The sequence below is a fragment of the Williamsia herbipolensis genome (assembly GCF_036153515.1).
GTDB lineage: Bacteria > Actinomycetota > Actinomycetes > Mycobacteriales > Mycobacteriaceae > Williamsia_A > Williamsia_A herbipolensis.
In genome coordinates this window covers 1,803,854-1,829,271 of sequence record NZ_CP108021.1, presented here as the reverse complement: position 1 = coordinate 1,829,271, position 25,418 = coordinate 1,803,854, and the positions used below count along the sequence as shown (strand labels likewise).

Below are 25,418 nucleotides of genomic sequence, written 5' to 3'. Positions count from 1 at the left end.
GGTGACACATGAGTGATCAGTCCATTGCCTCGGTCGAGGAACGCCTCGCGATCATGGCCAACCAGACGAGCCTGTCGCCCGAGGAGATCGCCGAGCGCACCGCCGCTCAGGTCGGCTTCCACTACACGGTCGAGGACTACTACGAGGTGGGCCGTGAGAAGGTCCGCGAGTACGCCCGCGCCGTGCAGGACGGCAACCCCGTGCACTGGAACGAGGCCGCGGCCACCGCGAACGGACACTCGACGCTGATCGCCCCGCTGTCGTTCGTCGCCATCCCCGGCATGATCGCCCAGCGCCGTCTCTTCGAGGAGATGGTGGAGGGCTGGGATCTGTGGAAGATGCTGCAGACCGACCAGCGCCTGGTGTTCCACAAGCCCGTCGAGGTCGGTGACCGCCTGATCTGCGTCGTGTCGCTCGACTCGTACCGCCAGATGGGCGGCGCGGACGTGCTCGTCACCAAGAACCAGATCCACAACCAGCACGACGTGCCGGTCATGACCACCTGGACCACGCTGGTCGCCCGCGCGGGTGAATCCCCGGCGCCGTCGTTCATGCAGACCGTCGCCCACACGATGCTCGTCGAGGGCGCGACCTACGACCACGGTCAGACCATCCCCGATCACAGCGGCTTCTTCACCGAGCCCGATCCGGCCGTCGAGCCCAAGGCGTACGGGGCGATCAGCTTCGACAGCCTCACCGTCGGCCAGGAGCTCGAGCCGCGCACGGTCAAGCTGACCCGGGGCAACCTCATCAACTACGCCGGTGTGGCCGGTGATCCGAACCCGATCCACTTCAGCGACGAGATCGCCGACATCGTCGGCCTCGACACCGTCGTCGCCCACGGCATGCAGACCATGGGCATCAGCGCGGGCTACGTCACCGACTTCGTCGGCGACCCGGGCGCGGTCTACGAGTACAACGTGCGCTTCACCGCGCCGGTCTACGTCCCGCGTGACGGCTACGGCCAGATGGACCTCACCGCCAAGGTGAAGTCGCTCGATCCCGAGACCCGGCGCGGACAGATCGCGCTCACCGCCAAGTCGAACGGCAAGAAGATCTTCGGCCGCGCGCTGGCCAGCGTCCAGTTCTCCTGATCCGGCCCACGGCGCCGGGAGGCGTTTTCGGCCCGTGACCTCGGAGCGAATTGGAGTTCGCACGATCGGGTGTCGTACACTCGGATGTCTGAGGTTCACCGAGCTGCGCGCTGCCCACGGGCGGCGCGTTGATTGTGTGGAACGAAGATGGAATCGACTCCTCCGGTGCGACGATGGTCGTGCGCGGGTGAGTCGTGTCCACCGGGTCGGTGCAGTCACCGGCCCAGAGGGGCGTAGCTCAACTGGCAGAGCAGCGGTCTCCAAAACCGCAGGTTGCAGGTTCAAGTCCTGTCGCCCCTGCCCTCGCCGAGAACGGTGTCATCACGGCTCTCGGTGAACCGCAGGACATCACGCGGCCCGGCCGCGTGACGGACACACGTTCGACGAGAGGATGAAGGTGAGCAGACGCGACAGAGCTGCCCGTGCGAAGGGGTCGGTCCCCGACGCCGAGGCAACCGACGCCGACACCACCGCCGGCGCGGACAGCGCCGACGCCACCTCCGCGGACTCCGACGCCCGGCCCAGCGGCAAGCGCTCGTCCACCCCGCGTGGCAAGCGTTCGGCCGCCGCCGACACCGACGGTGCCACCACCGCCGGCGGCGTCGCCCTGAAGGAACGGTCCACCCGGACCGACACCTCGACGGCCACCAGCCGCAACCCGTTCGTCCGACTGTGGACGTTCCTGCGACAGGTCGTCGGAGAACTGAAGAAGGTCATCTGGCCGACCCGGTCGGAGATGGTCCGCTACACGATCATCGTGTTGATCTTCGTGGTCGTGATGACAGCGTTCATCTCGGGCATCGACCTCGGCTTCGCCAAGGCCGTGCTCTGGCTGTTCGGCTGACACCGACCGGTCGGAGGACATCACGGCGGGCGTTCGCGCCAAAAATGGTGTGCGTCGCGCAGCGGCACACACGGTAAGCAATGAAAGGGAGCGTGGGCTGCAGTGAGCACCCCTGAGCACGACACCGAGAGCATCCAGGATGCCGACCTCGAGGCGATCGAGTCGGGCAGTGATGTCCTGGACGCGCCGGTCGACGTCGCCGCGACCGAAGAGCTGACCGAGGCCGTCGCCGGATCCATCGTCGACGACACCCCGAGCACCGACGAGGCAACCACCGACGAGACCCCTGCCGAGCCCGAGGAAGAGGTCGACCCGGTCGAGGAGCTGAAGAAGGAACTGCGTCGCGCACCGGGTGACTGGTACGTGATCCACTCCTACGCCGGCTACGAGAACAAGGTGAAGGCCAACCTCGAGACCCGCGTGCAGAACCTCGACGTCGGCGACTACATCTTCCAGGTGGAGGTCCCCACCGAAGAGGTCACCGAGGTCAAGAACGGCCAGCAGAAGAAGGTGCAGCGCAAGGTGCTGCCCGGCTACATCCTGGTGCGCATGGAGCTCAACGACGACTCGTGGGGCGCGGTGCGCAACACCCCCGGCGTCACCGGTTTCGTCGGCATGACCTCGAAGCCGTCGCCGCTGTCGATGAAGGAAGTCCTGCAGTTCCTGCTGCCGCGCGCCGAGGCCAAGAAGCCCGTCGCCGGCAAGACGGGCGCGACCTCCGAGGGCGGCGAGACCTCGTCGGCGTCGATCATCGAGGTCGACTTCACCGTCGGCGAGAGCGTCACCGTCATGGACGGACCGTTCGCGACGCTGCCCGCCTCGATCTCCGAGGTCAACGCCGAGCAGCGCAAGGTGAAGGTGCTGGTGTCGATCTTCGGTCGCGAGACCCCGGTCGAACTCGGCTTCGCCCAGGTCGAGAAGATCTGATTTTTTCCACGACTTCGCGTCTCCAGCGGACGCGGGACGTCCGACACCGGGTGCGACCGGGTCGTCGGACACACACGAAGACAACACGAAGGTAAAAGAGAGATGCCCCCCAAGAAGAAGAAGCTCGCCGGGATCATCAAGCTCCAGATCCAGGCCGGTGCGGCCAACCCCGCCCCGCCCGTGGGTCCGGCGCTCGGTCAGCACGGCGTGAACATCATGGAGTTCTGCAAGGCCTACAACGCCGCGACCGAGTCGCAGCGTGGCACGGTCATCCCGGTCGAGATCTCGGTCTACGAGGACCGTTCGTTCGACTTCAAGCTGAAGACCCCGCCCGCGGCCAAGCTGCTGCTCAAGGCGGCCGGTCTGCAGAAGGGCTCGGGAGAGCCGCACAGCAAGAAGGTCGGCAAGGTCACCATGGACCAGGTCCGCGAGATCGCCAAGACCAAGCAGGAAGACCTCAACGCCAACGACGTCGAGCAGGCCGCGAAGATCATCGCCGGCACCGCCCGGTCGATGGGCATCACGGTCGACTGAGCTCGCGACGTCGCACGACCCGGAGACGGTGCAGCCGTCTCCACCAACCAGTCAGCAAGCGTGGGAGGACCGGCTCGGTCCGCACACCACCCATCCGCAGTAGTTGCGGAGAAGGAATGAACACATGAGCAAGAAGAGCAAGGCATATCTGGCCGCGGCCGAGAAGATCGACAAGGACAACCTGTACAGCCCGCTGGAGGCTGCAGCGTTGGCGAAGGCCACCGGTTCGGCGAAGTACGACGCCACCGTCGAGGTCGCCATCCGTCTCGGCGTCGATCCCCGCAAGGCCGACCAGATGGTCCGCGGCACCGTGAACCTGCCGCACGGCACGGGCAAGACCGCCCGCGTCATCGTGTTCGCCGTCGGCGACAAGGCCGCCGAGGCGACCGCCGCCGGTGCCGACGAGGTCGGTGCCGAGGATCTCATCGAGAAGATCCAGGGCGGCTGGCTCGAGTTCGACGCCGCGATCGCGACGCCGGATCAGATGGCGAAGGTCGGACGTATCGCACGCGTCCTCGGCCCGCGCGGTCTCATGCCCAACCCGAAGACCGGCACCGTGACCCCCGATGTCACCAAGGCCGTCAACGAGATCAAGGGCGGAAAGATCAACTTCCGTGTCGACAAGGCCTCGAACCTGCACCTGGTGATCGGCAAGGCGTCGTTCGCGCCCGAGCAGCTCGCCGAGAACTACGGCGCCGCGCTCGACGAGATCCTCCGTGCGAAGCCGTCCGCGGCCAAGGGCCGGTACCTCAAGAAGGTCACCGTCTCGACCACCTCGGGCCCCGGCATCCCGGTCGATCCGGCCGTGACCCGCAACTACGCGGTGCCCGCCGACGCCCAGGCCTGATCAGGTCACAGCTGTACACGAACTCCCCGCGACGATCACGATCGTCGCGGGGAGTTCTTTCTGCGCTGCGGCGGAACCGAATCGCGGTCTCGATAGTCTGAGGGATATGCGCGACGACAAATTGCTGACCCGGATCGCCGGGTTGCTCCGCCAGGCCGAGGGCACCGACAACGAGCACGAGGCGCAGACCTTCATGCAGGCCGCGCAGCGTCTGGCGACGGCGGCGTCGATCGATCTGGCGGTCGCCCGGGCACACGATCCGGCCGCGGCCCGCACCGCGCCGGTGGCACGGCAGATCGCGATCGGGACGAAGGGCAAGCGTGGTCTGCGTACCTACGTGGCGCTGTTCGTGGCAATCGCCCACGCCAACGACGTGAAGGTCGACGTCGCGAGCAACTCGACCTTCGTCCTCGCCTACGGCTTCTCCGGCGACATCGACAGCACCGAGGCGCTCTACAGCTCGCTGGTGGTGCAGATGGTCGCCGCGAGCGACGCCTATCTGAAGGCCGGCGGCTACAAGAACGAGGTCGCGCACAAGGTGGTCACCCAGCATTCGCGGTGGCGCACCCGGCGTGTGGTCGAGCAGACGCCGCTGTCGCCGATCACCGCGCGACTCAACTTCCAGTCGGCCTTCGCCGAACGGATCGGTCTGCGCCTCACCGAGGCGCGCGACGAGGCGCGGGCCGAGGCCGTGGCGGCGACGTCGGCACGGTCGTCGTCGACCCAGATCGCGCTGCGCGACAAGGAGATCGCGGTCGTCGACTTCCATCGTGCGGAGTCGACGGCGCGCGGCACGTGGCGGGGGTCCAGCGCGAGTGCCGGGTATTCCGAGGCCGCGCGGCGCGCGGGGGACTCCGCGGGGCGTCGTGCCCGACTCGGTGAGCAGGGCCACCTCGACGGGAGCCGCGGCGCACTGGAATCGGGGTGAGCCCCCCGACGGGCCGTGACACCCAACGGTCGGCACTGTATGCCGCCGAGGCGATGGTGCTGTCGCTGTTCGAGTCGGCACAGCCGACGGTGGAACTCGCCGGCACCTCGATCACCCTCCCGCCGGAGGGGCGGTTCGGGTCGGTCGAGTCGGTGCGCGCCTACGTCGACCGGGTGCTGGCGCGCCCGTCGGTGCGGGAGCGGTTCCCGCGTGCGGATCTCCCCGTCGCGGTCCGGGCCCGGCGCGGCGACCGCAGTGCGCACTACGAATCCGCACCGTCGCCGGTGATCGCCGTGCCCGAATCGGCAGAAGGTCGATGGGCGTTGCGGGAACTGGTCGTGTTGCACGAGGTGTCGCACCACCTGACCGAACCCGGTGTCGTTCCCCACGGACCGGAGTTCGCGACCACGCTCGTCGACCTGGTCACCGATGTTCTCGGTCCCGAGGCGGGTTTCGTCTACCGCGTGATCCTCACCGACAGCGGCATCGCGTTGAGCTGAGGGGTCGACGCCCGGTCGAGGTGCCCAACTGGCGTCGTCAGGTGCCCAACTGGTGTCGTTACGTGCCCAACTGGCGGGGGCGGGGTCACCAGCCGGGGGAGCCGATGGCCTGGAAGGTCAGGTAGCTGGGGTGCTTCGGATCGAGGACGAGGTCCTGCCTGCGACCGTGTGCGCGGATGAGGTCCGGGATCACCGTGAGGTAGCGCGGGACGCTGCCGGCGTAGACGTCGACGCGGAGTCGGTGCCCGATGTCGAGGACGGCGTCGGTGGGGACGAGGTCCACGTCGATGGGCAGGGCGACGTCGGCGGGCACCGGGAGCTTGCGCTTGCGGCTGAGGTAGTGGTGCGCCACCAGCAGCGTGCCGTCGTCGGCGTACTCCGACAGGTCGTGGTCGATCGCGCGGTTCGAGACGGTCAGTGCGCCGTTGGTGAGGACACGCGAGGTGCCGTCGGGGGCGACGTCGTTGACGGTGACGGCCCAGATGCCCTCCTGGCCGGAGGTCGACACGTGCAGTCGCAGGTTCATCGCACCGCTGATCTGCGTGCGCTCGGTGACCGGCGGCGTGGTGAACGCGAGCGCCCCGCCCTCCTGGTGGCGGGCGTCGGTGGTGAAGTCCTTGCCGAACATCGCGGTGATACCCGCGGTCACCTGGGTCATGTCGCGCGACTTCAGGCCACGCATGTCGGGGCGGATGCCGAGCGATCGGCCTGTCGCGACCGGTGATCCACCCAGGGTGCCGTCGTGCACCGCGTGCGACGCGGTGCCCGAACGCTTGTCGTCGAGGTAGAGGCGACGCACCGTGGCGCCGGCGCGCGGGAAGCAGTCACCGGAGGTCCACGAGCCGCCCTGCTGCTCGAGGGTCACCGGGCCGTAGTTGTCGACACCGTTGTCGATGCCCTTGAGCCACTTGTCGAACCACGCGCGCTCGAGCACATCGACCCGCGGCGGATGGGTCGGTCCACCGAAGCCCGATCCGGCGTCGACGTGATAGCCGTCGGCGACGACGAGCTGCTTGCGGCCGGGCTCCATGTCGAGGTGGGAGTAGATGGAGGTGGCGCTGCGACCGAACAGGTCGTGCCATCCGCCGAAGAGGAACGTCGGTACGTCGATGCGGTCGACCACGGGATCGCGCTCGTCGAAGTACGGGTCGTCGTACACGCGGTCGTCGTGTCCGGTGAGGAAACCCCACGCGAGCGAACCGACCTCGGTCGCCGGTGAGGCCACACGGTCGGCGAACCACTTGACGGCGTTGCCGCGCAGGATGTCCCGCACCGACGTCGCCGGGTTCGGGATCCACTTGAGGACGTTGACGATCGAGAGCCACATCGGGATGAACGCCGAGGGCAGTCCGCCGGTGATGTAGATGTCGCGGACGATGTCCTCGCACCCCTCGACCGCGAACACCGCCTTGAGTCCCTCGGGTCGCTTGTCGGCCGCCTGCAGCGAGTTGATGGCCGAGTACGACCAGCCGGCCATGCCGTAGGTGCCGTCACACCACGGTTGCGCGGCCACCCACCGACAGATCTCGACCGAGTCCTGCTGCTCGCGGGCGCCGAGGATCTGCCACTTCCCATGCGACGCACCGGTTCCCCGGACGTCGACGATCACCTGGGTGTACCCGCTGCGCACCAGGTTGCGGTTGATGCCGAAGACGTCGAGAACGCCGCCGGAGAGGATGCGGGTGTCGTCGGTGGCCCCCGAGAGCGGCGTACCGATGATGTTGACGGTGCCCGCGAGGCCGCGGACACCGCGCCCGACCACCGGCGAGTGGAGGGCGGTGTCGATCACGTCGAGCAGCGCCCGGTTGTACGGGTTGATGTTGACCACGGCCGGGTACGCCGTCGACACCGCGCGACGGTGGTGATCGGCCGGCCGGATCACCGTGGCGCGCAACAGGACGCCGTCGGACATCCGGATCTCGACGTCACGGTCGATGCTGACGTGGGGGTAGCGGAGCGGGCCGTCGACGAGGTGCTTCCACCGCAGCGCGTCGGCGCCGCCGGTGGGATCGCCCAGCGGGAGGGTGGGCAGCGGGGTGGGGCGCGGACGGCGGTCGGTTCCCGGCGCGGGGGCGGGATGGGCGGGGGCGGGCATCGCCGAGCCGCCGTGGCCCTCGGTCATGGGCAGTTCTGGTGGATCGACCTGCACGCTCATCGCTGTCGCCTCGCTGTGGGGAGCGAGGTCGGCGTAGGCCGGGATCTCGCTGTGTCCACTCCGTCGTGGTCTGGCGTGTGCACCGCGTTGTGGCGCAGGTCACGTCAGCTGCTCCAGCAGAATGTAACCCAGCCTATGGGGTATGGATACGGCACCGTAGGAACTTGTGACCAGAGCGGGATGGACGTCCCCGCTTTGGTAACGATGTCTACACCTTGGGACATCCGTACCGGATTCTGCGGCGTCGTCGGCCGGGGGACGGGCCCGGACCTGCATCGATTTGGTCCGTCGCGGCCCGCGCCGCTACTCTGGTCCCCGATGACGTTCGTGGGCTCACGCCCGCGGGAACATCTGTTCAACCAGAGACCGTCGGTCGACGTCTCCCACCCGGGAGGTGTTCGAAGGTCCGGCTCATCGCCGGCGACCCACGCAGGGTGGACGTGTGAAGTTCGGTGGCCGTTCTCGGCCGTCTTTCCTCTACGCCCCGATGCCCTGCGCTCGGGGCGTTCGTCGTGAGTGGGCCCTTCCGGCCGACACCGAATCGACATGAGAGGAGGCGAAGTATGGCCAAGTCCGACAAGGTCACCGCAGTCGCGGAGATCACCGAGCAGTTCAAGGGCTCCACGGCGACAGTCATCACGGAATACCGTGGCCTGTCCGTCAAGCAGCTCTCTGACCTGCGTCGTTCACTCGGCGAGGGCGCAACCTACTCCGTCGCCAAGAACACCCTGGTCAAGCGCGCCGCAGCGGAAGCGGGCGTCGCTGGACTCGACGAGCTGTTCGTCGGCCCGACCGCGATCGCCTTCATCGAAGGTGAACCGGTCAACGCCGCCAAGGCGATCAAGACGTTCGCCAAGGACAACAAGGCTCTCATCATCAAGGGCGGCTACATGGACGGCCGCGCGCTGTCCGTGGCCGAGATCGAGCAGATCGCCGACCTCGAGACCCGAGAGATCTTGCTGGCAAAGCTCGCCGGTGCCATGAAGGGCAATTTGGCGAAGGCTGCCGGGCTGTTCAACCAGCCCGCATCGCAGGTCGCGCGTCTCGCCGCGGCCCTGCAGGAGAAGAAGACCGAGGCCGGCGAATAACTCGCCGTTCTTGCACCACCCACCGACACCACACCATTCCCCGTGTGTGGGTTCACCCCCACGGGGGACAACAGGAAGGACGCCACCATGGCGAAGCTCAGTGCTGACGAGCTCATCGATCAGTTCAAGGAACTGACCCTGCTGGAGCTCAGCGATTTCGTGAAGAAGTTCGAAGAGGTCTTCGAGGTCACCGCGGCCGCCCCGGTCGCCGTTGCCGCTGCCGGAGCCCCGGCCGCCGGTGGCGCCGAGGCCGCTGCCGAGCAGGACGAGTTCGACGTCGTGCTCGAGGGCGCGGGCGACAAGAAGATCCAGGTCATCAAGGTCGTCCGTGAGGTCGTCTCGGGTCTGGGTCTGAAGGAGGCCAAGGACCTCGTGGAGAGCGCCCCCAAGGCCATCCTCGAGAAGGTCGACAAGGATGCCGCCGAGGCCGCCAAGGCGAAGCTCGAAGAGGCCGGCGCCAAGGTCTCCGTCAAGTAGTCCCGTCTGGACGGTCTATTCCGTCGGACTGCACAAGGCCACCCCGCTGCTGCGGGGTGGCCTTGTCGTATCTGCAGGTCACGACGGTATTTTCCGGCGAGCGCACCAATTGTCGAGTTGATGTTCGTCGATGGCGAACCGTGGGTTAGAGTGACTCCAACCACAAGCCGGGGTGGCACAGCAGAGGGAGTTTTACGTGGGTGTGGAGGTCAGCGTCGAGGGACTCACCAAGTCCTTCGGATCGCAGAACATCTGGCGCGACGTCACTCTGACGCTCCCCGAGGGCGAGGTGAGTGCGCTGCTGGGGCCCTCGGGTACCGGCAAGTCGGTGTTCCTCAAGGCGCTCATCGGGTTGCTGCACCCGGAGCAGGGTTCGGTGATCGTCGACGGCACCGACATCACCAAGTGTTCCTCGAAGGAGCTCTACGAGATCCGCAAGCTGTTCGGTGTCCTGTTCCAGGACGGCGCGCTGTTCGGGTCGATGAGCCTGTTCGACAACACCGCCTTCCCGCTGCGTGAGCACACCAAGAAGTCCGAGAGCGACATCCGCTCGATCGTGATGGAGAAGCTCGACCTGGTCGGTCTCGGCGACGCCGGTGACAAGCTGCCCGGTGAGATCTCCGGCGGTATGCGCAAGCGCGCCGGCCTGGCCCGTGCGTTGGTGCTCGATCCGCAGATCATCCTGTGCGACGAGCCCGACTCGGGTCTGGACCCGGTGCGCACGGCCTACATCTCGCAGCTGCTGATCGACATCAACGCCGAGATCGACGCGACGATCCTGATCGTGACGCACAACATCAACATCGCCCGGACCATCCCGGACAACATCGGCATGCTGTTCCGCAAGGAGCTGGTCATGTTCGGTCCGCGTGAGGTGCTGTTGACCTCTGATGAGCCCGCGGTCAAGCAGTTCCTCTCCGGTGACCGTTTCGGTCCGATCGGCATGTCGGAGGAGAAGGACGACGCGACCGCCGCCCAGGAGCAGGAACTGGCCGATGCCGGTATCGGTGGCGGTGGCACGAAGGACGACTTCTCGGAGATCATCCCGCAGGTGCAGCCCAACCCGGGTATGCCCGAGCGCAAGGCGTCGGCGCGTCATCGTCAGCGTGTCGAGGACATGATGCACGAGCTGCCCGAGAGCGCCCAGAAGGCGATCCGTCAGTCGCAGGAGGCCGAGGACGAGGTCCGCCGTAACAACGCCGAGGCCCAGGAGCGCTCGGGCCAGTCCGGCGGGTCGCAGAAGGTGGATACCGAGAAGCAGTTCGCCGGATCCAACGACAACACCGAGCAGTTCCCCGCCTACCGCGGAGGGAACTGAATGACCGTCGCGTCACCGCGCCTTCGCTCGATCGAGGGTCGTCGATGAGCTCAGCCACCACGCGTGGCGTCGAGAAGGTGCAGCAGGCCGGTAACTCCGCGCTCACGCAGACGGGCAACATCGTCCAGCTCTTCATCGACGTCGCACGCAACATCTTCGTGCGCCCGTTCCAGTTGCGGGAGTTCATCCAGCAGGCCTGGTTCATCGCGAGCGTCACCATCCTGCCGACGGCGCTCATCGCCATCCCGTTCGGCGCCATCGTCTCGCTGCAGACGTCGTCGCTGATCAAGCAGCTCGGTGCCGAGTCGTTCACCGGCGCCGCGAGCGTCCTGATCGTGCTGCAGCAGGCCGCGCCCATCATCACCTCGCTGCTGATCGCCGGTGCGGCCGGTTCGGCCGTCGCCGCCGACCTCGGTTCGCGCACCATCCGCGAGGAGATCGACGCGATGCGGGTGCTCGGCATCAACCCGATCCAGCGTCTGGTGGTGCCCCGCGTGCTGGCCATGGTGCTCGTCGGTGCGCTGCTCAACGGCCTGGTGTGTGTGGTCGGCATCGGTGGCGGTTACTTCTTCAACGTGATCGTCCAGAACGGCACGCCCGGTGCGTATCTCGCATCGTTCAGCGCGCTCGCGCAGTTGCCCGACCTGTACGTCGCCACGCTCAAGGCCGCGATCTTCGGTGTCATCGCCGGTGTCATCGCCGCCTACAAGGGCCTCACCCCCAAGGGTGGCCCGAAGGGTGTCGGCGAGGCGGTCAACCAGAGCGTGGTCATCACCTTCCTGCTGCTGTTCTTCGCCAACCTGATCATCACTGCGGTGTATCTGCAGATCGTCCCCGCCAAGGGTTCGTAGGGGAGTGCATAGATGACCATCGCCAAGAGCAGGGCCGACCTGCTCAACTACCGCATCCGCAAGGGTGTCGCGGCACCCCTGAAGGTGCTCGACGGCGCCGGCACGCAGATGTCGTTCTACGGTCGCGCCGTCGCCTGGACGCCGCGGACCATCAAGCACTATCCGAAAGAGCTGCTGCGTCTGCTCGCCGAGGTCGCCTTCGGCGCAGGCGGTCTCGCGATCATCGGCGGCACGATCGGCGTGATGGTGCTGCTCACCGGTTTCACCGGTGTCGTCGTCGGTCTGCAGGGCTACGCCGCCCTCGACCAGATCGGCTCGCAGGCACTCACCGGCTTCCTCTCGGCCTACGCCAACACCCGTGAGGTCGCCCCGCTGGTCGCCGGTCTCGCCCTGTCGGCCACGGTCGGTTGCGGCTTCACCGCCCAGCTCGGCGCCATGCGCATCTCCGAGGAGATCGACGCCCTCGAGGTGATGGCCGTCCCGTCGGTACCGTTCCTCGTCACCACCCGCGTGATCGCAGGCTTCATCGCCGTCATCCCGCTGTACGTGTTGGGTCTCCTCGCGGCGTACATCGCCACGCGAGTGGTCAACACCCAGTTCAACGGGCAGTCGTCGGGTTCCTACGACCACTACTTCAACCTGTTCCTGCCACCGGCCGACGTGTTGTGGTCCTTCGGCAAGGTGCTGGTCTTCGCCTTCGTGATCATCCTGGTGCACTGCTACTACGGCTACTACGCCAGCGGCGGCCCGGCCGGTGTCGGCGTGGCGGTCGGACGTGCCGTCCGATCGGCACTGGTCCTGATCGCGGTCCTCGACTTCTTCCTGGGTCTCGCGATCTGGGGAACCAGCACGAGCGTGAGGGTGGCGGGCTGATCCATGAGTGTCATCCGTACCCGCCTGCTGGGCCTGGTGTTCTTCATCGTGGTCGCGCTGTTCATCGGCGGCACCATCCTCAAGTTCAACCAGACCTTCCAGTCGTTCACCGACGTCAACCTGACGACCGATTCGGCCGGTAACGCGCTGCCCGACAAGGCCGACGTGAAGGTCCGCGGCCTCATCGTCGGACAGGTCAACAAGGTCACCGCATCCGACAACGGCGCCGTCACCGTCGAGCTCGGGCTCCAGCCCGACAAGGCGAAGATGCTCCCGGCCGGCACGACCGCCCGCATCCTGCCGAAGACGCTGTTCGGCGAGCGGTACGTGGCCCTGCAGCTGCCCGCCGACACCGCGGGTCCGACCCTCACGAACGGCTCGACCATCCGCACCGACTCCAGCGGCAACGCCCTGGAGCTGCAGGCACTGTTCGACAAGCTGCTGCCGGTCCTCGAGGCGATCCCGCCGCAGGACCTCAGCGTCACGCTCGGATCCCTCTCGAAGGCGCTGACCGGCAACGGTGAGCGGTTGGGGACCAGCTTCGAGGAGCTGAACAACATCTTCACCCAGTTCAACCGGAACATGCCCGAGCTGCAGGGGACCCTGCGCGGCCTGGCGTCGTTCTCGCAGACCTACTCCCAGGCGCTGCCCGACATCGTCGACGCGCTCGACTCGCTGCGCACCACCACCAACACCCTGGTGGAGAAGCAGGGCGATCTGCGCGGGTTCATCTCGACGGTGACCAAGGCGGCGGTCGACACGACCGACTTCCTGGCCACCAACCGTCGCGACCTGCTGACCCTGGCGATCGACTCCGAGCCGCTGCTGTCGGCGATCGCCGAGCAGTCGCCGGCGTTCGGGTGCACGTTCAAGAACTTCGCGGGTCTCATCCCCGAGGTCGGCAACATCGTCGGCAAGGGGACGAAGAACCCGGGCGTGCGCGTGAGCCTGACGTTCTCGAACCCGCGCGGACGCTACCTGCCGAACCAGGACGAGCCGCGACTGCTCGAGAACCGCGGACCGATCTGCTACCCGCACCACTACGAGTCGGGTCGTCCGTTCCCGCAGTACCCGGGCGGATCGCTCAACGACGGCTCCTACCAGCCGCCGTCGCGTAACCCCGGCCCGCGCACCGTGCAGGAACTGCCGACCCCGGACTTCTCCGGGACCCCGGCGGGCACCATCACGCCCAGCGTCTACGACGACCCGCAGAACAAGGTCGCCCTCCAGGCGATCATGGCCTCGGAGGCGGGCACCACGCCCGATCAGGTTCCCGGCTGGATCGCGCAGATCGTCGCCCCCGGCATGCAGGGGGCGCAGGTGACCGTCAAGTGAAGAACAACTTCTACTCGCCGCTGATCAAGCTGATCATCTTCGCGGTGATCACCGTGATAGCGACCGCCACCCTGGGCGTCACCATCGCCAACTCCGGTGCCGGCGGCAGCAACGACTTCAAGGCCGTCTTCTCGGATGCCTCGCTGCTCAACCAGGGCGACGACGTCCGCATCGCCGGTGTGCGTGTCGGACAGGTCAAGTCGGTCGAGGTCTACGACCACGACAAGGCGATGGTGGCCTTCTCCATCAACCGCGACAAGCTCCCCGACGGCGTGCAGGCCTACATCAAGTTCCGCAACCTGACGGGCCTGCGGTACCTGGCCCTCGAGCGGGGACCCGGCGACAACGGCGCGATGCTGTCGAAGGGGTCGACGATCTCGATCGCCAACACCCACCCGTCGGTCAACCTGACCGACCTGTTCAACGGCTTCCGCCCGCTGTTCCAGCAGCTGACCGCCGAGGACGTCAACAAGCTCTCCGACGAGATCATCAAGGTCTTCCAGGGCGAGGGCGGCACCATCACCGACCTCGTGTCCGACACCGCCGATCTGACCAACACGATCGCCGACAAGGACAAGGTGATCGGCGAGCTGATCACGAACCTGACCACGGTGCTCGACAACATCAACGCCCACGACGACCAGTTGACGTCGCTGTTGACGACCACCGAGAAGTTCGTGACCGGCCTCGCCGCGCAGCGCAACTCGGTCGGCTCGGCGATCACGTCGGTGTCGAACCTGACCGCGGTGACCAACTCGATCCTCACGCCGGTCCGTCCGTCGCTGCAGGGTTCGATCGCGAGCCTCGACCAGTTGTCGCAGCGGATCAACGAGCGCCGCGGCGAGGTCGAGAAGACGCTGACCAACCTGCCGATCAAGGCGGCGAAGATCGGCCGTGCGGCGACCTTCGGCTCGTGGTTCCAGTTCTATCTCTGCGGGATCGACCTGGTGGCCGGCAACGGCAAGTCGACGATGCTGAGCCAGCCGCTGATCCCGCTGCCCGACATCAACTACGTGCTCTACACCAACGTCGCGACGCGATGCTGGGCCAACGACGATCCGCCGAGCTGAGGGGAGTGAATCATGGCTGACAAGAAGCAAAATCGCCGCCCGGACACCCCTCTGCGGAGCCCGGTCACCGTCGGGGCCCTGGGCCTGGCGATCCTGATCATGGCGGCGCTGTCGTCGTTCTACCTGGCGAACCTGCCGCTGGTGGGCGCGGGGACGGTCTACAAGGCCGATTTCACCGAGGCCGCGGGGCTCAAGCCGCGCGACGAGGTGCGCGTCGCCGGCGTGAAGGTCGGCACCGTGCAGAGCGTCGACATCGTCGACAACAAGGTGCAGGTGCAGTTCGGTGTCGGTGACACCTGGGTGGGCGACCAGACCTCGGCGTCGATCCAGATCAAGACCGTGCTCGGGCAGAAGTACCTCGCCATCGAGCCGCGGGGTGACAAGCTCGCCGACCCGAGCAAGACGATCACCCAGACCACGTCGCCGTACGACGTGATCGAGGCGTTCAACGACGCGTCGGAGAACATCCAGGAGATCGACACCGACCAGCTCGCGACGAGCTTCCGGACCCTCTCGGCCGCGTTCTCCGGGACGCCCGCCGAGCTCGGTGGGTCGCTCGACGGTCTGACCCGGTTGTCGACGACGATCGCCAGCCGCGATCAGGAGGTGCGCAAGCTCCTCGACGCGACCAAGGGAACCTCGAAGATCCTCGCCGACCGCAACCAGGAGTTCACCCGCCTCATCGCCGGCGCCGGTGACCTGCTGCAGGAACTCAACACGCGCCAGTCGGCCATCTCCCGGTTGCTGAGCAGCACGTCGCAGTTGTCGACGACGCTGACCGGCATCGTCCGCGACAACGAGAAGCAGATCGGCCCGGCGTTGGAATCGCTCAAGGGCGTGACCGACCTGCTGCAGAAACAGGATCAGAACCTGCGTGACTCCATCACCAATCTCGCGCCGTTCTACCGGCTCTACGCCAACGTGCTCGGCAACGGCCGCTGGTTCGACTCGGTGATCACGAACATCCTGCCGCCGGGTCTGCCCGCGCAGAACACCACGCGGCCGCCGAACAAGAACCAGCAGCTCAACAACGGTGGAACGGGGGCGACAGGATGATGACGACCAACGCACCCCGCCACGACCTGCGCGACTCCTCGGGCCCCGGTCGCTGGTTCACCCCGCGCCACATCGCCTTCCTGGTGGTGGGTGTCGTGGTGGCGCTGATCATCGCCGGATCGCTGTGGTGGCTGTTCACCTCGTTGAACCAGACCAAGGTGACGGCGTACTTCAAGTCCAGCGTCGGCATCTACTCCGGCACCGACGTCCGCATCATGGGCGTCAAGGTCGGCTCGGTCGACAATGTGGAGCCGCAGGGCGACAAGGTGAAGATCACCTTCACCGTCGACGGCGGACACGACCTGCCCAAGGACGTGCGCGCGGTACAGATCACTCCGTCGGTGGTCGCCGATCGCTACATCCAGCTCACCCCGACCTACCAGAAGGGGATGGCCAAGGCCGGCGACGACATCACGTTGAGCCTCAACCAGACGATGGTCCCGGTCGAGATCGACCAGCTCTACTCGAGCGTGCAGAAGCTGTCGAACTCCCTCGGGCCGCAGGGCGCCAACAAGACCGGCGCACTGAGCCAGGTCATCACGACCGGCGCGAAGAACCTCAAGGGCAACGGCGAGAAGCTCGGTGCCACCATCGACCAGCTCTCCAAGGCCGCTCTCACCCTGAGCGACTCGCGGGGCAGCCTCGTCGACACCGTGAAGAACCTCGACGTGTTCGTCGGTGCGCTGGCCGAGAACGACGCGCAGGTGCGCCAGTTCAACACCCAGCTCGACTCCTTCTCCTCGTTCCTCGCCGGTGAGCGTTCCCAGCTCGGCGAGGCCCTGAACAAGCTGTCGGTCGCCCTCGGTGACGTCGCCGGCTTCGTGCAGGACAACCGGATCGCGCTCGGCGACCGCGTCAAGGAGCTCATCCCGACCGCGCAGACCCTGGCCGACACCACCGACCAGCAGAAGGAACTGCTGACGGTGCTCCCGGTGACGATCAACAACCTCATCAACGCCTACAACGCCGAGTCGGGAACCCTCGACCTGCGCGTGGTGCTGCCGGAGTTGCAGAACCTCGCCGGTGCCGGGTGCAAGCTGCTCGACCTGGGCAAGCTCAAGCCGGGCGATCCCGCGTTCACGCAGTTCAGCAACACACTGCGTCCGCTGCTCGACCAGTGCGGCAACATCACCGACCAGATCAACAAGGGCATCACCACCCCGACGCTCAACCTCCCGTTCGGCATCATGAGCGGCGAGAACCAGCAGCGGCGTGGACCGGTCCCCGGGACCCGTCCCGGTACGCCCTCGCCCGGATTGACAGGTGGCTGACCCGATGTCCTCTCTGAAGTCACCGATGCCCCTGAAGTCGGTCCTGAGCCGCCGCGGCCTCGTCGCGGCCGGTGCCGCCGCGATGACGTCGATGATCGTGCTCACCGGGTGTTCCAACGGCGTCTACTCGCTGCCGTTGCCCGGTGGCGCCGATGTCGGCGACAACCCGCGGACCTACAAGATCCAGTTCTCCGACGTCCTCGACCTGGTCCCGCAGTCGGCCGTGAAGTTCGACGGTGTGACCGTCGGCAAGGTCACCGACATCGGTATCGCGCCGGATCAGTGGTCGGCCCAGGTCACCGTCGAGGTCAAGAACAAGATCGACCTCTCCGACAAGGCCGAGGCCAACGTCTCCCAGACCAACCTGCTGGGCGAGAAGTTCATCGCGCTCGTGGACCCGAAGGACAACGCGTCGGCGCCGCGGCAGTCGTCGCAACAGGCGATCCCCGTGGCCCGCACGCGAACCGCCACCGACATCGAGCAGGTCCTCGGCGCGTTGTCGATGCTGCTCAACGGCGGCGGCATCGCGCAGATCAAGCCGATCGTCGACGAGCTGAACAACGCGTTCGACGGCCGTACATCGACGGTGAAGTCGTTGCTCAACCAGACGTCGCGGCTGATCAAGACCCTCGACGACCAGAAGAACAACATCACCCGGGCGATCGACGGGTTGGCGACACTGTCGACGCGGACCGAGGCGCAGACCGCCCAGATCAACCGCATCCTCGACCAGCTGCCGGCCGGTGTGAAGGTCCTCGAGGACCAGCGACCGCAGTTCGTGAACCTGCTGCAGAAGCTCGACGGTCTCGGCCAGGTCGGTGTCGACATCCTGGGGCGCGCGCGCCAGGAGATCATCACCGATCTCCGGTCGCTGCGGCCGACGTTGTCGGCGCTCGCCTCGGCGGCGCCCGACATCATCACCGCCCTGCCGTTGCTGCCGACCTACCCGTTCCCGGACGATCTCCTGCCCGGTGTGCGCGGTAGCTCGACGAACCTGTTCCTCAGCGTCGACCTGCGGCTGCTCAACCAGCTCGAGGCGCTCGGTGTGGGTCAGCCGGAGCCGAAGTACACCCCGGTCCGTTCGGGCATCCAGCCGCGGATCGATCCGCGCAACCCGTACTACAACGGCAACGGCGCACGGTTGGGCTTCCCGACCATCACGCTGCTGCCGCTGCTGAACTCCCGGCCGGGACCGAACACGCCGCCGTCGGGTGGCCAGTACGCCCTGCTGCCCTCGCCGAAGCAGGGGCAGACGGCACTGACCGGTCCCATGGCGATGCTGCAGGGTGCGAACGGGGGGACCGGCCGATGATGTCGAGGCTCGTCAAATGGCAGTTGATCGTCTTCACGCTCGTCGGCGTGCTGGCCATCATCTACGTCGGTGCCACCTACGCCCGTCTCGACAAGCTCGTCGGTGTGGGGCTCTACACCGTGCACGCGGACTTCAAGGACTCCGGCGGCATCTTCACCAATGCCGAGGTCACCTATCAGGGTGTCCCGGTGGGGCGCGTGGGCTCACTGCAGCTGCGTCCCGACGGTGTGCGCGTCAACCTGCAGCTCGACTCGGGTGGTCCGAAGGTGCCGGCGACGGCGCAGGCCGTGGTGGCCAACCGCTCGGCGATCGGTGAGCAGTACGTCGACCTGCGTCCCTCGAGCGTGGGCGGGCCGTACCTCAAGGACGGGTCGGTCATCTCGAACACGACGATCCCTACCCCGGTGCAGGACGTGATCGCCTCGGCGGTCGACTTCACCGAATCGGTGCCGCTGGGCGACCTGAACACGGTCATCACCGAACTCGGCAAGGCGTTCAACGGCAACGGCCAGAACCTGCGGGTTCTCGTCGACTCGTTGGCGAACCTGTCGAAGTCGGGCAACGACAACCTGCCGCAGACGATCTCGCTGATCCGCAACAGCGACACCGTGCTGACCACCCAGGCCGATCAGTCCGACGCGATCCTCGACTGGTCGAAGAACCTCGGTCTGGTCACCGCGCAGCTCGCCTCGAGCGATCCCGATCTCCGACGCCTGCTGACCACGGGTCAGACCAGTGCCACGCAGATCTCGGCACTGCTGCAGCGCAGCGGCGGCGACCTCACGTCGGTCGTGCGCAACCTCGCGCTCGATGTCCGCAACGTGAAGGGCACGTACCAGGGTGTCGGTCCCGGTCTCGCGATGCTCTCGGCGCTGTCGAGCGGTAGCTACACCCCGGCGCCCGGCGACGGCACCATCCACTTCGGTGCGGTGCTCGAGACCAACAACCCGGCGTCGTGCACGATCGGCTACGAGAGCACCGACGCGATCATCGCCGAGGAGAAGCGCAAGAACCCGAACTTCGACATCAACTACGACGACTTCCCGTTCAACAAGGACGCGAAGTGTGCCGTGGCGCAGGGTAACCCGACCGCGGTGCGTGGTGCCGAGAACGCGAAGTACGCGGACCCGTATTACACGCAGCCCTGGGATCGCAATCCCAAGAAGGATCCCGACAAGCTCAACCTGAACCCGTTGGCCACGCAGCTGTCCTACCTGCTCGGCGTCGTCCCGCGCTGAGGCGTCACCGTCACCCGCGCACCCGCGGGTGATGGTGCACACAGGTTGACTGACTACAGTGGCGCCCGATGAAGTCGAAGAAGCGTGTGAACTCTCCTGAACCGAACGAGCCGGAGGCTGCCACGGAGTCGGTGTGGCGCCGCCGCCTCGCCAGTGCGGGACTGCCGGTCGCCGGCGTCGTCGCCGTGGCCGGTCTGATCGCCGCCATCGTGTTCACCGGCATCTTCGGATACCGCTGGTACGACGACGCGGTGAACAAGCAGCCCGTGCAATCGGCCCGCGACGACGCCCTCGGTGGCGCCGAGCAGGCCATGCTCAACGTGCTCAACATCGATCTCAAGGACAGCAAGGGCTACCAGGCCCGGCTGCAGGACTCGGTCACCGGCAACGCCCGCACCCAGCTGCTCGGCAGCACCGGCCTGACCGAGCTGCAGAAGCAGGCCGGCGACCCGTCGAAGGCGGCGACGCTCAGCGCAAAGCTGCTCCGGAGTTCGGTCGTGGAGCTCAACACTGACGACAACAGCGCGAAGACCCTCGTGTTCATCGCCGTGACGTCGTCGCGGCCCAACGAGGCGTCCTCGAGCCAGACCATGGGATTCCAGGTGGAGGTGACGAAGGAGGGCGGTATCTGGAAGGCCAGCAACATCCAGCCGCTCGACGCCGTCGCCATCGACAGCACCGACCCGGCCGCCGGCGGTGCCGCTCCCGCTGCGTCGGGTGCCCCCTCGGCCCCGGCCCCGGCCGCGTCCGCACCTGCGACCCCCGCGCCCGGAGGAAACTGATGACCACCCCTCGTCCGCCGCGTCGCGGAACCACCGGAAAACGCGTCCCGAAGGTCGCCGGCCACACCCCGGCCAAGGCGGTCCCGGAGAAGGTGCAGCCGGCCAAGGCCGGCCCGAAGAAGGCCGAGTCGAAGAAGCCCGAGCCGAAGAAGGTCGAGCCCACGAAGCTCGAGGCGGCGAAGGTCGAGCCGACCACGCGGGACACGACCGCGGAGAAGACCCCGCCGGCGCCCGCCCCGACTCCGACGCCGGACGCGACGGCCGCTGCGGCGTCGGTGGTCGAGACGCCCGATGCGGGGGAGTGGACCTCGGCCGACGACGCCGGCACCGCCGCGACCGCCGACACGGACACCACCGCGAGCGCCGACACGGCCACCGCCGACACGAGCGCCGAGCCGGCGACCGGTCCGCGGGGCAAGCGACCCCCCGCGGCGAAGGTGTCCACCATCAAGCCCCAGCGGGCCGGGACGGCAGCGGCCCGTCCCGCCGCCGCGAGCGACACGACGACCTCGTCGCGCCGGATCCGACTCGCCGCGCCCGGATGGCGCGCGGTGTCGATAGTCGCCGCGCTCGCGGTCGTGTTCGGGATCATCGCCGCGATCTCGGCGGCCAAGCCCGGTGTGTCACTGAGCGCGAACCAGGCCTTCGTCGACCCCGGCATCACCAGCGAGGTCACCTCGCAGGCCAAGTCGCGTATCTGCTCGGTGTTCGCGGTCAACTACGCGAAGATGGACGAGTGGCAGGCGACGGCCGCGGCCAACGTGACCGGTGAGGCCGCCCAGCGGTTCTCGCAGTACAACACCGCGGTGCGCGATGCGCTGCAGCAGACGGGTCTCACCGCGGGCGGTGTCGACTGTCGCGTCGACTCGGTCGGTGTGAAGTCGATCCAGGACGGCAACGCGCTGCTGATCGTGAACCTGATCATCAGTCAGACGCAGGACCAGCAGGCCGCCGGCAGCGGCACCAAGCGCTACCAGGTGTCGATGAAGCAGGTCAACGGCAAATGGTTGATCAGCAATTTCGCCGATTTCTGAGCGTCTTGACGCAATTTCTCCACACCGACCTGCGCGTTCCTCTTGACTCACACGCCCCGTGGTTGCACGCTTATCTGCAGCGACGGATCACCGGCAGCCACTGGTAGAGCCCCAGCGCACGAGGTCTTCTGACGACCTTCCCGCGGCTTGACACGCGGAGTTCTTTTTCTGATACAGTTGGACGTTGCGCTGGCTGCCTCCTGTCCACATCACGATTTCCTTTCTCGGCCACTTCTGTGTGCTGCGTTCGGGCGTCGCCGATGACGACCAAGGTCGCTTCCGGCGCCGCCACCAACGCCCGCAGACGCATTCCGCGTCGTACGGCACACAGAAGCTCGGCACCTCAAAGATTTCGTGTTGGAAGGACGCATCTTGGCAGTCTCCCGCCAGTCCACATCAACCATTCCCGGCGCTCCGCGCCGTGCATCGTTCGCAAAGCTCAGCGAGCCTCTCGAAGTTCCCGGTCTGCTCGACGTGCAGCTCGAGTCGTTCCAGTGGCTCGTCGGCGCACCGGAGTGGCACGCCCGCGCACTCGCGCGTGGCGAAGAGAACCCCAGCGGAGGCCTCGACGACATCCTCGCCGAGCTCTCCCCGATCGAGGACTTCTCCGGCTCCATGTCGCTGTCGTTCTCCGATCCCCGCTTCGACGAGGTCAAGGCCTCGGTCGAGGAGTGCAAAGACAAGGACATGACGTACGCGGCGCCGCTGTTCGTCACCGCCGAGTTCATCAACAACAACACCGGCGAGATCAAGTCGCAGACCGTCTTCATGGGCGACTTCCCGATCATGACCGACAAGGGCAGCTTCATCATCAACGGCACCGAGCGTGTCGTGGTGAGCCAGCTCGTCCGCAGCCCCGGCGTCTACTTCGACGCCAACATCGACAAGGCCACCGAGAAGACGCTGCACAGCGTCAAGGTGATCCCGGGTCGTGGCGCATGGCTCGAGTTCGACATCGACAAGCGCGACACCGTCGGCGTCCGCATCGACCGCAAGCGTCGCCAGTCGGTCACCGTGCTGCTCAAGGCGCTCGGGTGGACCACCGAGCAGATCACCGAGCGTTTCGGTTTCTCCGAGATCATGATGTCGACGCTGGAGAAGGACAACACCGCCGGCACCGACGAGGCGCTCCTCGAGGTCTACCGCAAGCTGCGTCCGGGCGAGCCGCCCACGAAGGAGTCGGCGCAGACCCTGCTGGAGAACCTGTTCTTCAAGGAGAAGCGCTACGACCTCGCCCGCGTGGGTCGCTACAAGTTCAACAAGAAGCTCGGTCTCACCGACAACCCGATGGTCGGGTCCTCGGTGCTCACCGAGGAGGACATCGTCGCGACGGTCGAGTACCTCGTCCGCCTGCACGAGTCCGAGCCCAACGTGCCCGCGATGATGACCGTCCCCGGCGGCGTCGAGGTGCCCGTCGAGGTCGACGACATCGACCACTTCGGCAACCGTCGTCTGCGCACCGTCGGTGAACTGATCCAGAACCAGATCCGCGTGGGCCTGTCCCGCATGGAGCGTGTGGTCCGCGAGCGGATGACCACCCAGGACGTCGAGGCGATCACGCCGCAGACCCTGATCAACATCCGTCCCGTCGTGGCCGCGATCAAGGAGTTCTTCGGGACCTCCCAGCTGTCGCAGTTCATGGACCAGAACAACCCGCTGTCGGGTCTGACCCACAAGCGTCGCCTGTCGGCGCTGGGTCCCGGTGGTCTGTCGCGTGAGCGTGCCGGCCTCGAGGTCCGTGACGTCCACCCGTCGCACTACGGCCGCATGTGTCCGATCGAGACCCCTGAGGGCCCGAACATCGGTCTGATCGGTTCGCTGTCGGTGTACGCGCGGGTCAACCCGTTCGGCTTCATCGAGACGCCGTACCGCAAGGTCGTCGACGGACAGGTGACCGACCAGATCGACTACCTGACCGCCGACGAGGAGGACCGGTACGTCAAGGCCCAGGCCAACGCCGTCCTCGACAACGACAACCGCTTCACCGAGTCGCGGATCCTCGTGCGCAAGAAGGGTGGCGACGTCGAGTTCGTCGGCCCCCAGGGCGTCGACTACATGGACGTCTCGCCGCGCCAGATGGTGTCGGTGGCCACGGCCATGATCCCGTTCCTCGAGCACGACGACGCCAACCGCGCCCTGATGGGTGCGAACATGCAGCGTCAGGCGGTGCCGCTGGTTCGCAGCGAGTCGCCGCTGGTCGGTACCGGCATGGAGCTGCGTGCCGCGATCGACGCCGGCGACGTCATCACCACCGAGAAGGCCGGCGTGATCGAGGAGGTCTCCGCCGACTACATCACCGTGATGGCCGACGACGGCACCCGCGACACGTTCCGGATGCGCAAGTTCGCGCGCTCGAACCACGGCACCTGCGCCAACCAGCGTCCGATCGTGGACGAGGGCCAGCGTGTCGAGGTCGGACAGGTCCTGGCCGACGGTCCGTGTACCGATCAGGGTGAGATGGCGCTGGGCAAGAACCTGCTCGTCGCGATCATGCCGTGGGAGGGCCACAACTACGAGGACGCGATCATCCTGTCGCAGCGCCTCGTGGAGGAGGACGTCCTCACCTCGATCCACATCGAGGAGCACGAGATCGACGCCCGCGACACCAAGCTCGGTGCCGAGGAGATCACCCGGGACATCCCGAACGTCTCCGACGAGGTGCTCGCCGATCTCGACGAGCGCGGCATCATCCGCATCGGTGCCGAGGTCCGTGACGGCGACGTGCTGGTCGGCAAGGTGACGCCGAAGGGCGAGACCGAGCTGACCCCCGAGGAGCGCCTGCTGCGCGCCATCTTCGGTGAGAAGGCGCGCGAGGTGCGCGACACCTCGCTCAAGGTGCCCCATGGTGAGACCGGCAAGGTCATCGGCATCCGCGTGTTCTCGCGCGATGACGACGACGATCTGCCCCCCGGTGTCAACGAGCTCGTGCGCGTGTACGTGGCGCAGAAGCGCAAGATCCAGGACGGCGACAAGCTCGCCGGCCGTCACGGCAACAAGGGCGTCATCGGCAAGATCCTCCCCGCCGAGGACATGCCCTTCCTGCCCGACGGCACCCCGGTCGACATCATCCTCAACACCCACGGTGTGCCGCGTCGTATGAACATCGGTCAGATCCTCGAGACCCACCTGGGGTGGATCTCCAAGACCGGCTGGAACATCGACGTCGCGCAGGGCACGCCCGAGTGGGCGCAGGGACTCCCCGAGGACATGTTGTCCAACGGTCCCGACACGAACACCGCCACCCCGGTGTTCGACGGTGCTCGCGACGAGGAGCTGACCGGACTGCTGTCCTCGACGCTCCCCAACCGCGACGGCGAGGTGATGGTCAACGGCGACGGCAAGGCGACGCTGTTCGACGGTCGCTCCGGCGAGCCGTTCCCGTTCCCGGTGGCCGTGGGCTACATGTACATCATCAAGCTGCACCACCTGGTCGACGACAAGATCCACGCCCGTTCGACCGGTCCGTACTCGATGATCACCCAGCAGCCCCTCGGCGGTAAGGCCCAGTTCGGTGGCCAGCGTTTCGGCGAGATGGAGTGTTGGGCCATGCAGGCCTACGGCGCGGCGTACACGCTGCAGGAGCTGCTGACCATCAAGTCCGACGACGTGGTGGGCCGCGTGAAGGTCTACGAGGCGATCGTCAAGGGCGAGAACATCCCCGAGCCGGGTATCCCGGAGTCGTTCAAGGTGCTTCTCAAGGAGCTGCAGTCGTTGTGCCTGAACGTCGAGGTCCTGTCCTCGGACGGTGCCGCGATCGAGATGCGTGACGGTGACGACGAGGACCTGGAGCGCGCAGCGGCCAACCTCGGCATCAACCTGTCGCGCAACGAATCCGCCACAGTCGACGATCTCGCCAACTGATCACCTCTGATTAAGAGCTAGGA

General features: G+C 66.8%; 22 protein-coding genes and 1 tRNA gene. 22 read left to right on the top strand and 1 reads right to left on the bottom strand.

Annotated features, from left to right (window positions below; genetic code table 11):
• The first annotated feature begins 8 nt into the window (after positions 1 to 8).
• The 8 genes from OG579_RS08200 (at position 9) to OG579_RS08165 (ending at position 5,674) form a co-directional block, all read left to right on the top strand.
• Positions 9 to 1,094 (top strand): fused (3R)-hydroxyacyl-ACP dehydratase subunits HadA/HadB, encoded by a 1,086-nt coding sequence (locus tag OG579_RS08200; RefSeq protein WP_055792888.1) that lies wholly within the window; start codon positions 9 to 11, stop codon positions 1,092 to 1,094.
• A gap of 227 nt (positions 1,095 to 1,321) precedes the next feature.
• Positions 1,322 to 1,394 (top strand) — tRNA-Trp (locus tag OG579_RS08195).
• Positions 1,395 to 1,491: 97 nt separating this feature from the next.
• Positions 1,492 to 1,938 (top strand): preprotein translocase subunit SecE, encoded by a 447-nt coding sequence (gene secE, locus OG579_RS08190; protein ID WP_045823940.1) that lies wholly within the window; start codon positions 1,492 to 1,494, stop codon positions 1,936 to 1,938.
• Between the two features lie 102 nt (positions 1,939 to 2,040).
• Entirely contained in the window at positions 2,041 to 2,865 is an 825-nt protein-coding gene (gene nusG, locus OG579_RS08185; RefSeq protein ID WP_045823856.1) for a transcription termination/antitermination protein NusG, read from the top strand.
• Between the two features lie 102 nt (positions 2,866 to 2,967).
• Entirely contained in the window at positions 2,968 to 3,399 is a 432-nt protein-coding gene (gene rplK / locus OG579_RS08180) for a 50S ribosomal protein L11 (RefSeq protein ID WP_045823855.1), read from the top strand.
• Between the two features lie 124 nt (positions 3,400 to 3,523).
• Positions 3,524 to 4,246, top strand: a complete 723-nt coding sequence (gene rplA, locus OG579_RS08175) for a 50S ribosomal protein L1 (protein ID WP_328858730.1) — start codon at positions 3,524 to 3,526, stop codon at positions 4,244 to 4,246.
• A gap of 106 nt (positions 4,247 to 4,352) precedes the next feature.
• A complete protein-coding gene (locus tag OG579_RS08170; RefSeq protein WP_045823853.1) occupies positions 4,353 to 5,174 on the top strand; it encodes a DUF2786 domain-containing protein in 822 nt (273 codons plus the stop codon).
• Positions 5,171 to 5,674, top strand: coding sequence for a TIGR04338 family metallohydrolase (locus tag OG579_RS08165; protein WP_328858729.1), 504 nt, complete (start codon positions 5,171 to 5,173; stop codon positions 5,672 to 5,674). Before OG579_RS08170 ends, OG579_RS08165 begins: the two co-directional genes overlap by 4 nt.
• A gap of 85 nt (positions 5,675 to 5,759) precedes the next feature.
• Here the strand turns inward: OG579_RS08165 and OG579_RS08160 are convergent, their stop codons facing one another.
• The gene (locus OG579_RS08160; protein WP_408068812.1) at positions 5,760 to 7,769 is read right to left on the bottom strand and encodes a CocE/NonD family hydrolase; all 2,010 of its coding nucleotides are present in this window, start codon (positions 7,767 to 7,769) and stop codon (positions 5,760 to 5,762) included.
• Between the two features lie 623 nt (positions 7,770 to 8,392).
• Between OG579_RS08160 and rplJ the strand changes: the two genes are divergently transcribed.
• The 14 genes from rplJ (at position 8,393) to rpoB (ending at position 25,395) form a co-directional block, all read left to right on the top strand.
• Positions 8,393 to 8,917, top strand: coding sequence for a 50S ribosomal protein L10 (rplJ, locus tag OG579_RS08155; protein ID WP_045823816.1), 525 nt, complete (start codon positions 8,393 to 8,395; stop codon positions 8,915 to 8,917).
• 87 nt (positions 8,918 to 9,004) lie between these two features.
• On the top strand, positions 9,005 to 9,394 hold the full coding sequence (rplL, locus tag OG579_RS08150; protein WP_045823850.1) for a 50S ribosomal protein L7/L12: 390 nt from the start codon (positions 9,005 to 9,007) through the stop codon (positions 9,392 to 9,394).
• A 196-nt stretch (positions 9,395 to 9,590) separates the two neighbouring features.
• On the top strand, positions 9,591 to 10,712 hold the full coding sequence (locus tag OG579_RS08145) for an ABC transporter ATP-binding protein (RefSeq protein ID WP_328858727.1): 1,122 nt from the start codon (positions 9,591 to 9,593) through the stop codon (positions 10,710 to 10,712).
• 44 nt (positions 10,713 to 10,756) lie between these two features.
• A complete protein-coding gene (locus OG579_RS08140) occupies positions 10,757 to 11,563 on the top strand; it encodes an MlaE family ABC transporter permease (protein ID WP_328858726.1) in 807 nt (268 codons plus the stop codon).
• Between the two features lie 12 nt (positions 11,564 to 11,575).
• Positions 11,576 to 12,436: an MlaE family ABC transporter permease gene (locus OG579_RS08135; protein WP_045823813.1), complete on the top strand. Its 861-nt coding sequence runs from the start codon at positions 11,576 to 11,578 to the stop codon at positions 12,434 to 12,436.
• A 3-nt stretch (positions 12,437 to 12,439) separates the two neighbouring features.
• On the top strand, positions 12,440 to 13,771 hold the full coding sequence (locus OG579_RS08130) for an MCE family protein (RefSeq protein WP_328858725.1): 1,332 nt from the start codon (positions 12,440 to 12,442) through the stop codon (positions 13,769 to 13,771).
• Positions 13,768 to 14,841 (top strand): MlaD family protein, encoded by a 1,074-nt coding sequence (locus OG579_RS08125; protein WP_328858724.1) that lies wholly within the window; start codon positions 13,768 to 13,770, stop codon positions 14,839 to 14,841. The genes OG579_RS08130 and OG579_RS08125 overlap by 4 nt, the downstream gene beginning before the upstream one ends.
• Positions 14,842 to 14,853: 12 nt before the next feature.
• Positions 14,854 to 15,897 carry an MCE family protein gene (locus OG579_RS08120; protein WP_328858723.1) on the top strand — a complete coding sequence of 348 codons (1,044 nt, stop codon included), beginning with the start codon at positions 14,854 to 14,856 and terminating at the stop codon, positions 15,895 to 15,897.
• On the top strand, positions 15,894 to 17,168 hold the full coding sequence (locus OG579_RS08115; RefSeq protein WP_408068766.1) for an MCE family protein: 1,275 nt from the start codon (positions 15,894 to 15,896) through the stop codon (positions 17,166 to 17,168). Before OG579_RS08120 ends, OG579_RS08115 begins: the two co-directional genes overlap by 4 nt.
• Before the next feature lie 4 nt (positions 17,169 to 17,172).
• Entirely contained in the window at positions 17,173 to 18,480 is a 1,308-nt protein-coding gene (locus OG579_RS08110; protein ID WP_408068765.1) for an MCE family protein, read from the top strand.
• Complete coding sequence (locus OG579_RS08105; RefSeq protein ID WP_328858721.1) at positions 18,477 to 19,718, top strand: MCE family protein; 1,242 nt, start codon at positions 18,477 to 18,479, stop codon at positions 19,716 to 19,718. The genes OG579_RS08110 and OG579_RS08105 overlap by 4 nt, the downstream gene beginning before the upstream one ends.
• 68 nt (positions 19,719 to 19,786) lie before the next feature.
• Positions 19,787 to 20,500, top strand: a complete 714-nt coding sequence (locus tag OG579_RS08100) for a hypothetical protein (RefSeq protein WP_328858720.1) — start codon at positions 19,787 to 19,789, stop codon at positions 20,498 to 20,500.
• Complete coding sequence (locus OG579_RS08095; protein WP_328858719.1) at positions 20,500 to 21,534, top strand: hypothetical protein; 1,035 nt, start codon at positions 20,500 to 20,502, stop codon at positions 21,532 to 21,534. Before OG579_RS08100 ends, OG579_RS08095 begins: the two co-directional genes overlap by 1 nt.
• 354 nt (positions 21,535 to 21,888) lie before the next feature.
• Positions 21,889 to 25,395: a DNA-directed RNA polymerase subunit beta gene (gene rpoB, locus OG579_RS08090; RefSeq protein ID WP_203225474.1), complete on the top strand. Its 3,507-nt coding sequence runs from the start codon at positions 21,889 to 21,891 to the stop codon at positions 25,393 to 25,395.
• Positions 25,396 to 25,418: the final 23 nt, after the last annotated feature.